Origin of the sequence: Levilactobacillus senmaizukei DSM 21775 = NBRC 103853 (assembly GCF_001592085.1) — a bacterium.
Lineage (GTDB): Bacteria > Bacillota > Bacilli > Lactobacillales > Lactobacillaceae > Levilactobacillus > Levilactobacillus senmaizukei.
In genome coordinates this window covers 1-12,365 of the sequence record NZ_BCWD01000036.1, presented here as the reverse complement: position 1 = coordinate 12,365, position 12,365 = coordinate 1, and the positions used below count along the sequence as shown (strand labels likewise).

Here is a 12,365-nt window from a genome sequence, read left to right as displayed (position 1 = left end):
AATCAACCACCTTTTTATAAATATTAATTATGGACGAGGAATACCTTTAAATAGTTGTAAGACCGTTTTGGCGTGCTCAACGCCGTTATATGGTCGCTGACCAATATCTTTGATGATAAGTTGGTCGGGCTTCACTGGCGACCATAGCTTTTCGTGATGATCGGTCGCAAAGTTGAGCAGTGCTTGGCTAATAAAGTGGTCACGATCGAGTTGTTCTTGACTGGCATCCGGTGCAGCTTGGCCGACAATCCCGTACATGTCTGTGCCATGATAAGCGGGAGAACCTTCGGCGGGACCAACGCTTAGCTGATATACGCGTCCGCCAGCTTGGGCATGGTCGTGAGCTTCCCGAATAGCCGGTAAGGTGAAATTGTAATCTGTAAAGAAGCGGGTCCTGACGGTAAGTGGTGACGCTTGACCAGCGCCACAATGTAAGGCGATAGCCTCGGCCTGTTTGCGGGGAATGTGGCAGTCGTAAACCATTTCGTCAATGACCGCGTCGATATTTTTAGGGTCAACATTATCTGGAATGTTAGCGGCGTACCAACTGGCTTCCGCCGTGGTTGAGGTTAGGATCAGGTCAACGTCCTTGTGTTCGCCGCTTTTGATCATATCGGCGGGATGACCCTTTAAAATGCCGTTCGGCAAAAATTCGTCATCGACAATCCCGATTGATAGGGTATCTAGATTACCCCGTTTCAAAACATCGGTTGGCAAGACCTGATTGACGGCATTCATTAGTGAAGTGGCATCAACCGTCAATAACTGTTCTGGTGAAGTTAAATCCAGGGTTTTTAAAACTTTAGCGGCTAATTCTTCGGCCCACCAAGCTGGGATATAACGGGCGGCGTAGCCGGAGAAGGCGGCTAATCGGGTATATAAGCCGTCAGCCTCGGGTACGGCTAAGAGCGTTAACAGTGAAAATGAACCGGCACTGTGCCCGGTGAGGGTAACTTGGCTGGCGTCACCACCAAATGCTCCAATGTATTGGTGAATCCACTTTAAAGCCAGGACAATGTCTTGTAATCCCAGGTTACTGGTATCCTTAAACTTGCCACCATATTGGGATAACTCTAGCCAGCCCAGTGGTCCCAGACGATAATTAATGGAGACCCCAATCACCCGACCGCTGGCGACTAAGCCAGATAAATCCGAGGTGTCTTGAGAATTAGCACCGTAAGTCCAACCGCCACCGTGGATATAAACCACGACAGGGAGCTTCTCAGTGAGATTATCCGGCGTCCAGATGTTGAGATTCAGGCAATCTTCACTTTCACCCTGGTCGGAATTTAAAAAGGCCGGGTCGGTTAACTGCAATGATGCTGGGCCACTTTGACGGTAATCATGGTTGTCCTCAAACGGCACAATTTTAGCCTTTTGAAACCGGCTGGCCTGCCCATAAGGGACGCCGAGCCATTCTTGCACGTTATTAAATTTTTTATTGACACGTGACATTTTGAATTCCTTCTTCCCCATTTTTGTCGCGCTAGTTCAGTATGGATTGAGTATAGACTGTACCCTAACGTCACAGTCAAGTCGAAATTCTAGTGTGGATCGATTTCAGTTTATTAACGCAATGATGGTGGGATTTGCTGGCTCACCGTTATTCACGTCGCAACTGAATAGAGTAGAAAAGAGTGGCGTCGTCTAATTGAACAGACGGCGCCACTCTAGTTGTTAGCGTTAATGATTTTTTTATTGGATCCAGTGACTAATGTTTGGGCACACCACAGAAGCCATCACAGGCGCACTTGCGGTCAGAAATCATGCGGCAGTGGCAAATGCCATCGGCACTGGCGCAGCCACAACCGGGGGTACAGGTCATCCCGGCATGACAAAATGGATTAGTTTCTTTAGTCTCGTTCTTGTTCATTTCTTCAGCCATCATTATCACCTCACGTTTAGTCCGTTAGCAGCCTTCCAAATTTTCGGTACTGGTTAGGTCAAAGCCTTCATCGAGCTTCTGTGTCAAGCGGACTTGCTCTTGGTCCGTCAATTGGGTCCGTTCACTACCGGCGGCGGGATGCGTTAAGACCTGCCGATATAGCTCGGTCTTGGCACTCGCCGGAGCATCGGCCTTCACCGCAACGGCAACATCGAGCCCGGCGGCCGTGTCAAGATAGGCGGTACCATTGTTCACAATAAATCCAGCCGCAAAGTAGTCCTGCTGGTTAACCAAAAAGTACTCGGTCATAATAACCTCCTTGGGGATGCCAAAGTTGACGACATACGTTAAGTATACTAGCCGAAATGAATAACACAACTGGACCGCGACCGGTGATTGTTTTGCCGCCGACGGATTAAGGCTCACTTGCGATGAGCAGTGAGGGGCTCAGACTATGGCTTAGCTGGAATACGCTATTGCAGTATCAATCAGGGCGGTCCGCCCTTGGGCGTCAATTAAAGTTACATGAACCAATCACGCAGGTGATCCGCCACAGTTTCCTGAAATTTGCTGGAATAAGTTGGGCTAGCCTGATCGATGTCTTCGTAAAGGTGCTGATTAATCTTCGTCAGAATGGCCGTGAGTTGGTCGAGTTCGGTATCGCTGAGTCCCTCGAGGTAAGCGGGCACCTTCGCCGTTTCCGCGGCGGTCTCCCGGCCCAGGTCGGTCAGCCGAATAATGGTCTTGCGCCGGTCGGTCGAGGACTTTTCCTTAGTCACCAAGTCTTTTTTGACCAGTTTATTAACAAACTCGGCAGTTGACTGGACGGCTAGGTTGAGCCGTGTCGCCAGTTCCTTCTGCGAGAGTCCGTTGTTTTGGGCTAGGGCCAATAGAATTTTCCCCTGACCTTGAAAGCGAAGGGGATGCTCGTCCTTGTCCGCATGGTTGCGGTGGGCCAGCTCGTCAGCAGTGTGGCTGACCATGTCGAATTCAATCAGCTTGCCGGCGGCGTTCTTCTGTTTATCTAAGTTTGGCATGTGGCCAACCTCCTATAATCCTGGGTTATATCGTCCCAGTACGCATCATACTATCTATTATACGCGCCAATCGCTAGCAACGGGATTGGTCCGGTGAATAAAATTATTGACAAATTGATCAGGGGGCCTTATTATAATTTTAGTCAGGGGGACCTGATTAAAATGCGAACACTAAGAGGGAATCAATATGACTAATGTGAATGCAATCGAAGTCAGTCATCTGACTAAAAAATTTGGCGATAAGACGGTGGTCGACGACATCTCATTTAGCGTCGAACCCGGTGAGGTCTTCGGACTACTCGGACCCAACGGGGCGGGGAAGACCACGACCCTCCGCATGATTACGACCTTGCTGAAGGCAGATGCTGGCCAGGTTAAAATCTTCGGTCACGACACGGTGAAGGAAGGGCGGCTGGCGCGGTCGATGTTTGGTCTGACCGGTCAATATGCCTCCGTCGATGAAGATATTTCGGCCCGCGAGAACCTGATGATCTTCGCCCGGTTGAATGGCCTATCGCGCTCGGATGCCAGGGAACGGACCGCGGAACTCCTGAAGGAATTTTCATTAGAAGAATCGGCGGACAAGGCCCTGAAGACCTTCTCTGGGGGGATGCGTCGTCGGTTGGATTTGGCGGTAAGCCTGATCACTCGGCCAACGTTGATTTTCTTAGACGAACCCACCACCGGATTGGACCCGCGGACGCGGACCCAGATGTGGGATACTATTCGTGAACTGGTGAAGCAGGGCTCGACAATTGTTCTGACCACTCAATACCTAGAGGAGGCCGACCAATTGGCCGACAACCTAGCAATCATCGATCATGGTCGGTTAGTGAAGATGGGCACACCGGCTGAACTTAAACGCGAAGCGGGCGGCTCTAAACTCAGCTTTACGGTCGCCCAAGCGGCCCAAGTTGCGGCCGCTGCGAAGCTCTTGGCGAGTCAGGTTACCGGTGCCGTCCGGCAAGTTGGGCAACAACTGAGTGTGAGTCTCAGCAAGGTCGCGGAGCTGACGCCAATCCTGGCGGCCCTAGATCACGCGAAAATTACCGTTAATCATCTGTCGATTCAAGAGCCATCGTTGGATGATGTCTTCATGAATCTCACCGTTGGCAAGAATTAAGAAAGAGGGATGCACGATGGAAGTTCAAATGCACAAGGGTAATGTGGTGATGAACACCGCCACGATGGCCTATCGTAACCTGTTAAAAACCGTTCACAATCCCGATAACTTTATGGATGTGGTGATTCAACCAGTGCTGTTCATGTTGATGTTTGGCTACTTGTTTGGCGGGGCGATTGCCGGTGGTGTGAAGGCGTATCTGCCCATCATCGTTCCCGGAATCTTGATTCAAACGATGCTGTCGGCGGGAACCGGATCGGGAGCCCAAATCAGAGAAGACTTGGACTCCGGCGTCTTCGACCGTTTCAAGTCGTTGCCAATGGCCCACATTGCGCCGTTGGCGGGGCAACTGTTTGCCGATAGTTTGCGACTACTGATTGCCACCGTGACTTCCTTAACCACGGGTTATCTCATGGGCTGGCGACCGGCCGTGGGCTTTGGCTGGATCGTCGTGATTGCCTTACTAGCCATCTTCACCGGTTGGGCGTTGTCTTGGATCTTCGCGTTACTAGGACTGTTGGCCAAGAGTGCCGCCGCTGTTCAAAGCGTTTCGCTGATGACCATGTTGGTCTTGTCCTTCATGTCGAACGCCTTCGTGCCACTACACTCGCTGACTAAGCCCTTGCGGTTCATCGCCAACTTGAATCCCGTTACTTATGTGATTACCGCCATTCGGCAAATTCTGGCGACGGGCGGCTGGACTCACGAAGCCTTGCTGGTGGTCGTTTTTGACATCGCAGTAGTCGCGGTCTTTGCCCCACTCACCGTCTGGGCATATGACCGGAATTAATCACTGATCAAGGCGTATGTGAATCCTAGGATAACCAAAAGTGGTCAACGTCGTTCAATCGGCGTTGGCCGCTTTTTATTGATATTCAATTATTGATTATCGTTTATCGATATGTTATTATCGACAGTGAACAAAGGACGGGGATGGATAACATGTCAAAATGGTTGAAGGTTGGCATTAACGTTGTGGTTATCTTGGCAAACTTTATCATTGTTGCTGCTAGCGTGGGTTTCTTATGGCCAATTGGGTATCTCTATTGGGGCGTCAAGGGGAACGTCGCCAGAAGCGTGTGGAAAAATGACAGTTTCTTAAGGTATTCGGGGAGTCATCGGCCCACGGCCAGTGTCATTGCCAGCTTTCCTAACTGGCCGTATGTGTTACTGATGGCGATCGGCGGGGCCATTCTGATGGGTGCCGCGATTTGGTTCTGTCTGACCCTGCGAAAATTATTAAAAAGCTTGGCCGCAGAGGATTACTTTTCAGTGGCCAATGTTGAGTTGGTCCGGAAATTAGTCTACGCCGAATGCTACATGGTGTTTAGTAATATCTTGATTGCTGGGGGCAACCAGCTCACGAGTACCTGGCTCGACGGGTACAACAACGGCGTTCTATCGCAGACCTGGTCCGACGTTGCCGACAGTGTCGTTGGCGTGGTGGTGCTGGCAGTGATCTACGTGACGTACAGTCGTGCCATGTCTATTAAGGCCGAGAACGATTTGACGGTATAAGGAGTGATTCGGTGGTTAAACTAACTTTGAATGTCGTGATGGCGGAGCGCAATATCAGTAGCCAGGAGTTGGCGGCGGCCATTGACATTACGCCGGCTAACCTGTCGATTCTGAAGACGGGGAAGGCCAAGGCGATTCGCTTTAGCACCTTGGAAAAAATCTGTCGCGTGTTGGATTGCCAACCAGGTGATATCTTGAAGTATGTGCCTGAGACGGATGATACGGTGAATCACTAAAGTCGCCTTTCCAGGTTAAGCTGTGAGCTAGCAAGTTAGGTGAAAAGGGTTTGATTCGATCCGCACTTCTTGTGATGGGTGTTCTCGTTGTAAATAACATTGCGTAAAAAATGGCTAGTCCCGATTGAAAAGGGACTAGCCATTTTTGATTACTTAAGATTTAATGCTTGACCGTAGACCCAGTAACGATGCGTGCTGTGTTTTGTCGTGGCGCGAATCCGATACCAGTTGTATTGAGTGGCCTGACTGGCCATCAAATCAATTTTAACCTTACTCCCGGCCTTCAACTTGGCGTTCTTCCAACTCGTGGTTTTGATAATCTTATAATCACTGTTGGGTTGGTGGCTCGTCAGTTTGAAATGCTTGTAGTTCTTCTTGATCGTCGTCCCATGATACTTGTGGTATTGAACGGTACCGGTCATGGTGCTGGCTGAGCCGACCACGCTACCGATCCCCGTGGTAGCAACCATACCGGCGACGCCTAACATTAATGCGGCTTTTTTCATAAAGTAAAACCTCCCCAAATTTGTTCCTGGTTGGAACAATTTCAAATATAACATAAGCGGGGAAGACTCATTTCGGCCATGAACGAACTTTTACAAAACGTATGAAACTTTAATAAAAAGCATCAAGTGAATTTCTCGAATTTTTCAAAATCTAATAGGTCGGATCCAAGTAGGCGGTCAACTGGTTATATGCAGGTATTTATTTATATTTGCATAAACGAGTGTTACATATTAGATTATTTGTGATTATTTGTCATTACTAAGTATGAACACCTTGAATGTTATCGCCCTCGCTACTATAATATGGTTACGATTAAAATAGCTATAAAAAGGTTAGCAGACAAAACGGTTTTTGGCGATACCACTGGTGTTAGCGATAAAGTGGCTTGAAAGCCTTTCAAATCCGCCTATGTACAAACCTGGTAGGCCCATGAAGTGGATGACCAAATGTCCCCATCTTTCGCAGGTTACGGGGGATGGGTAAAACGGTTGAACGGTCATTTTGTTGGGCCTCAGCTGAACTTATACGATTCAGTTGACCGCCAATCCATGGATAGTATCACTGATTCGTAGTGATAAACGTATGCAGGTTTAGCAGTGAAAAGTCATTTGACTAACGTATTGTCGTTGGTCAACCGGTGGCCGTCAGCCTTAGCGATTGTTAATCGACATATGATAAGAAGATCGCGGTTAGATCGTGAAAGCATTTGGTAACGCTGTTGGGTCGCTAACAGAGTGGCCAGGCGTTATTGACTAGCTGATGATTTTACGGGACTAGATTTAGCCGAATCTTTTCATCATTGGAGACCGTATTCAACGGAGTAGCGAAGTCAGACGAGTCAGAATGGCGATTGAACAGCTACAGGGGTTCAACACCGAGGGAAAAGGAGAGGTCAAGCTTGAGACAAAAAGCAACGAATCAAACCGTTAAGAAGAATTTTATTTTATACAAGGGTCACACGGGTTGGAAGATTAAGACCCGTATTTTTGGCACGTTACTCGTTAGTTTATCCGCAGTAGCCCTCGCCGAAACCATTGGCACGGCAGATGTTCACGCGGCTACGGCAGCACCAAGCACGCCAGCTGCCGATTCAGCGCCAGTGTCTGACGCCGAAAAAGGGAACTCGACGACGCTCAGTACCTCAAAGACCACGACACCAACGGCCCAAGCGGCCCCAGTTGCCGAAAGTGCGGATGTGTCTACTGAAAGTGCTGCGGGTGCGGCAACCAGTACAACCAGCGATAAGCAATATCAAACTCTAACGCCAGATCAATCAATGTCAGTTGGCAAGACGGATGGCTCCGGCGTAACGCTATCTGGTAGCCAGGTTCAGGACCATTTTACGAATTGGGTTGAAAACCTTAACAAAAGTGGCGACAACTCTCCTGAAATTTCTGCAGCGAATACGTCGTCACAGGCGGCTGATGCTAAAGGCGTTTGGCAGTTGACAACTACCAAGCCGCATATTTACAAGTCTCCAACTATGCCTGATTTTCCAATGACAATTACAGGCCCCGAAGTTGCTCACGTCGCTTTTGAAAATGAAATTGATTTTAGCCATAATTTTACAATGGACGGTGCTTTAGGTATTGGGACGAAGACCTCAGGCGGAGCTGACGGTGTCGGCATCGTGTTTGCACCCGGTGATCCGGAATACGCAACGACAGGTGAGACAGGTGGTAATTTGGGCTTAGGTGGCTTGAAGAACGCCTTTGCCTTCGTTTATGATGATCATCATAACGGTGGTGATGACACGAGTGGTGTGGTTGACCCTGGTTCAGGGGCATACTTTGGCTGGCGGTCGACTGATGGCGATGGTGCCATTCAAAAGGTTACTGACTCAAACGCCTGGAAAGCGGCTAGCACATTCGATTTAAGCAATCGGGCAGCCAGTCCACTTATAGATTTCAAGATGAACTATGACTCGGGGACTAAAATGTTAACCGTGATTATCAAGGACCAAACTTTCACCCGAGATCTTACTGGCATTGACACTTCAAAAGGCTATTCAATTTCAATCGCGGCCTCAACTGGACAAGATAGTAATGATTATTCTGCTAAAATCGACAGTTTTACCTACACACCAAAGACGGCGACAGTGAGTGTCAACGTGGCTACTGCGGCTGGAGATGTAAGTACGAAAACACCAGTCACTGCCAACATTGGGGACACTATTTCTGTCTTCTCGACGAAGGCGGCAGCGGAACGAGCAGTCGCCGCAGATCCAACGCTAGATCCCAGCCTGGTTACAGTAATTCCTGACAGCACGAATAATAATGTCTATCTGGTCGATGGCGACAATACCGCTGCCAGCACCGGGACGGTTAACCATATCACTGGCGAGGCAAGCATTGCTGATGCGGCATACTACAGCTACAAGGTGACCGGGGATACTACCCAAGCGTTTAGCGTTCCTGTTACCCAAGCCTTTACAGCCAATATCACGCCAGTTGATTCTGTGACTGGCGATGCCATTCCTGGCATGGATCCTATCCAAGTGCCCACGGTTGCCGGTAAGTCAGTCGTTGTTCAAGTGCCTGGTTATACCCCAGTGACCGTTGTTGTGGACGCTCCCACAGACGGAACGGTTGCTAATGCTAATGTGAAGATTAACACGGGTACGACCGCATCGACGGATACGGATGTTGCTAACCCAATTCAACACTATTACACTGCTACCGGTGAAACGATGGACGGAACAAAAGTTACGACCAATGCAACGGTAGGGACGAATCAATCCGTCACGGATGCCCTCAACGCGACACCGATCGGTGAAGATGGCAAAGCTGTCACGGACGGTAGCACGCCAGCCTACACTTGGTCTACGGTTCCTAATGCTGCTGGGACGGATTCCACGGATTCCACGGCACCTCAGGATACTAAGAGTATCTTGGTGCCAACGAAGGCCACGCTTGATGAGTGGCTACAGAAGGCCACCGACAACCAAGCCAAGGCGGACGACTACCAAAAGCAAACGCAAGCTATCTATGACAAATTTGTTGGCTTAACGGGGATTACACAGGATCAGAAGGACGCGGCCAAGAAGCTGTTGGATTCTGTTAATGATATGTATACCAATCTTTCAACGAGTAACGCCACGGCTAAGGCTGCCTTAAAGGCCGCCGAAGATTCTACGGACCCAGAAACAATCTTTGAAAATGGGCAAGCCGGGTATAATGCTTTGGCTAACATGGATGACACCCTGACGACGTTCCAAACTGACTTAGACAACCTGACCTCGACTAATGAAGCCGCAGTCAAAGCCTTAGCAACCTTTGTTTCCTGGTCGCAGGATTACGGCCAAACAGTGGGTATTCCCGATGTGACCGTTGGTGCTGACTTCGGGGCTGACTCCGGGGCAACGTTGACCACTGACCAAAAGGCCGGTTTTGCCAACCCAGATTTCTATTACTATGTTAGTGCTACAGATTCAGATACCCACGTCACGCCTAAAGATGCTGGAACCTATTACTTCCAGTTGACGGATGCTGGTCGTAATTATCTTAAGAGCCTGACGACTAACACCAATGCTGGTCTCTACACGCCGGCAACGCTCACGATTAATCCGGTCGATGCCAAGCCAACCATCACGGACACCAGTCTGCAATATGGTGGTGTTGACGGTAAGCTGGACGGCGTCAAATATGCCTTGGGAACGGTGGCTGGTGACGATGATTCACGGCTTAACCTGACGCAAGATGATTTTGAAATCGATGACGCTAATGGTAACCAAGTTGCCGTCAAGGATTTGCAAGTCGGTGGCAAATACACGATTCGTTATAGCGATGCTACCCAAACAGCCTTGAAGGCCGATGGGAATTACAACTTCGGCACGTTTGGCACGGCCATATTGACCGTGACGCCGCGGAAAGTTATGCTTGTCGCCGCAGATGCTGGGAAGACTTATGGTGACAGTACCGATCCAGCCCTGAGTCTGGACGGTGATTCCGCGAAGGCCGCTATGGTAAACGGTGATGAGGTTTCTAGTCTTGGTGTCGTTCTGAAGCGGGACAAGGGCGAAGATGCTGATACCTACGCGATTAAAGGTACAGCCATTGGGAACAAGAATTATGAAGTGACGATTACGCCTGGAACCTTTACCATTGATCCAAAGGTGATCACTGTACAAGCCAATAACGTCAGTGTCGACTATGATGGCAAGGCCCACCAAGTTGATCAATCAGGCTTCACGATTGCAGATGGTGACAAGTTAGTTGGTACTGACACGGCAGCCGATCTGGATGTGACGTTGACGCCAACTGCCGAAACCGACGCAGGCACGTATACCATTTCTGGTTCCTCAACGGCAAAGAACTATAAGGTTACTGTCCTAGATGGCACTTTGACCATCAACCAGAAAGACGCTACTGTTACTGCCGATGCCGCAACCGTGGGCTATGGCGATGATTTACCAACATTTACGGTAACCGACAGTGATACTGGATTAAAGACCACACTGGACAACACTGATTTTGAAATTTTTGATAACAAAACAAACGCGGTTGCTACGGGTCAGTTACAAGCCGGTGGTGACTACACGATTCGATTGACCCAGAAGGCTCAAGACAGTTTGACTACTGCTAACCCTAACTACAAGCTTAGCTTTGGTGCAAACAAGTTGACCGTGACACAACGGGCAATTACGGTTCACGTTGAAGATGGTGGCAAGGATTATGGCGTTACGACCGATCCAGCGTTGACGTTCACCATTCCAGCAACCACTGCCACCGGTGAAGCCAACGGCACGTTGGCTCCCTCAGATACGCAGGATAACTTAGGCGTGACGTTAACTCGAGAAGCTGGCGACAACGCTGGCAAGTACAATATTACTGGGACCGCCGCCAATGATGGCAATTACAATGTTTCCATTGAAAATACTGGGACCTTCACGATTGCTCAAGCTGCTGGGACGGCCACGGTTGACTCGAACGCTAGTGTCGTTTATGGCGACAATTTGTCATCTGTTAACGTAACGGTTAACGGAAAAGACAGTACACGCGATGCAAGTGATTTTGAAATTGTGGATGACGCTGGCAACGTCGTCAATGTCAAGGAAAACCCGTTACAAGCGGGCGGCAAGTACACTTTACGATTGACTACTGATGCTCAGGCTGCTTTGAGTAAGGCTAACCCTAACTACGCGCTTAGCTTTGTTGCGGGCGGACTGACTGTTAGGAAGCGGCCAATTACGGTGACAATTAATGATGTCAATGGCGTTGACGATGGAACGGGTACCGTGCACGAATCTGGTGGCTATCGCATTACAGATGGTAAGTTAGCCGGTAATGATACTACTGGTGCACTGGGTGTTACTCTGACTAACATCAAAGAAACCAGTGCCGGGACCTACACAATTACAGGGACTGCTGACTCAGCAAACTACGATGTCACGCTTAAAGATGGGACAATGAAGATCTTGGGCACCGCTACTGATGCTAATGGTAATAAGACAGTTACTGAAAAAGATTCCGATGGTAACGTGATTAGAATTGATAAGCAGTGGGCTGATGGTAGCGAAACAACTTACACCTTTGATCCGAAGACTGGGGACCGGGATGTGAGTGAACAAAAGCATGGGGCCCAGGTCGGTAAATCACAACCGCTTACCTCTGCTGCTAAGGTAATCTTGAGTGATGGTGACAATGAAAACACGAGCACTATTGTTGCTCTGGACCCTGAAACCAATCAACCAACGTTTGAACATGATACGACGGTGACGGATCCTGACGATAAGACTACTACGACGACCGATGACAAAGGAAACGTTGTCAAAGTTGTTAAGACATGGCCTGATGAAAGTAAGACGACGTACGCGTTTGATCCTTCGACTGGTATCAAGACAGTCACGGAAGAAAAACCTGAAGAGGAACCCGTCACGCAAACATTCGGGAAAGATGTTACGCAAGCAACGGTCAAGCAAGGTAATACTGATACGACCGTTACGACAACAACACCAGGTGCACAACCAACGTTTGCTCATGACACAACGACGACGGATCCCGACACTAATACGACCACGACGAAAGATGCTGATGGTAATGTTATCAAGGTCGTAAAAA

At 49.1% G+C, this 12,365-nt stretch carries 10 protein-coding genes; 5 read left to right on the top strand and 5 right to left on the bottom strand.

Annotation, left to right across the window (positions count from 1 at the left end; translation table 11 throughout):
* Nucleotides 1–27 precede the first annotated feature (27 nt).
* The 4 genes from LSE01S_RS09980 to LSE01S_RS09970 form a co-directional block, all read right to left on the bottom strand.
* Nucleotides 28–1,455, bottom strand: a complete 1,428-nt coding sequence (locus tag LSE01S_RS09980) for a carboxylesterase family protein (protein ID WP_061777484.1) — start codon at nt 1,453–1,455, stop codon at nt 28–30.
* 256 nt (nt 1,456–1,711) lie between these two features.
* Nucleotides 1,712–1,885, bottom strand: a complete 174-nt coding sequence (locus tag LSE01S_RS11000) for a hypothetical protein (protein WP_156470522.1) — start codon at nt 1,883–1,885, stop codon at nt 1,712–1,714.
* Nucleotides 1,886–1,909: 24 nt separating this feature from the next.
* Entirely contained in the window at nt 1,910–2,194 is a 285-nt protein-coding gene (locus LSE01S_RS09975; protein ID WP_061777483.1) for a hypothetical protein, read from the bottom strand.
* 212 nt (nt 2,195–2,406) lie between these two features.
* Nucleotides 2,407–2,922 (bottom strand): MarR family winged helix-turn-helix transcriptional regulator, encoded by a 516-nt coding sequence (locus LSE01S_RS09970; protein ID WP_061777482.1) that lies wholly within the window; start codon nt 2,920–2,922, stop codon nt 2,407–2,409.
* A gap of 187 nt (nt 2,923–3,109) precedes the next feature.
* Here LSE01S_RS09970 and LSE01S_RS09965 point away from each other — a divergent pair, with 187 nt between their 5' ends.
* From LSE01S_RS09965 to LSE01S_RS09950, 4 genes are all read left to right on the top strand, one after another.
* Nucleotides 3,110–4,045: an ATP-binding cassette domain-containing protein gene (locus tag LSE01S_RS09965; RefSeq protein ID WP_061777481.1), complete on the top strand. Its 936-nt coding sequence runs from the start codon at nt 3,110–3,112 to the stop codon at nt 4,043–4,045.
* 16 nt (nt 4,046–4,061) lie between these two features.
* Entirely contained in the window at nt 4,062–4,835 is a 774-nt protein-coding gene (locus LSE01S_RS09960) for an ABC transporter permease (protein ID WP_061777480.1), read from the top strand.
* 152 nt (nt 4,836–4,987) lie between these two features.
* Nucleotides 4,988–5,563 (top strand): DUF2975 domain-containing protein, encoded by a 576-nt coding sequence (locus LSE01S_RS09955; RefSeq protein WP_061777479.1) that lies wholly within the window; start codon nt 4,988–4,990, stop codon nt 5,561–5,563.
* 38 nt (nt 5,564–5,601) lie between these two features.
* Nucleotides 5,602–5,799: a helix-turn-helix domain-containing protein gene (locus tag LSE01S_RS09950; protein ID WP_082622377.1), complete on the top strand. Its 198-nt coding sequence runs from the start codon at nt 5,602–5,604 to the stop codon at nt 5,797–5,799.
* A gap of 149 nt (nt 5,800–5,948) precedes the next feature.
* Here the strand turns inward: LSE01S_RS09950 and LSE01S_RS09945 are convergent, their stop codons facing one another.
* The gene (locus LSE01S_RS09945; protein ID WP_061777477.1) at nt 5,949–6,305 is read right to left on the bottom strand and encodes a hypothetical protein; all 357 of its coding nucleotides are present in this window, start codon (nt 6,303–6,305) and stop codon (nt 5,949–5,951) included.
* Nucleotides 6,306–7,204: 899 nt separating this feature from the next.
* Between LSE01S_RS09945 and LSE01S_RS09940 the strand changes: the two genes are divergently transcribed.
* A partial coding sequence (locus tag LSE01S_RS09940; RefSeq protein ID WP_156470521.1) for a lectin-like domain-containing protein occupies nt 7,205–12,365 on the top strand: 5,161 nt, incomplete at its 3' end.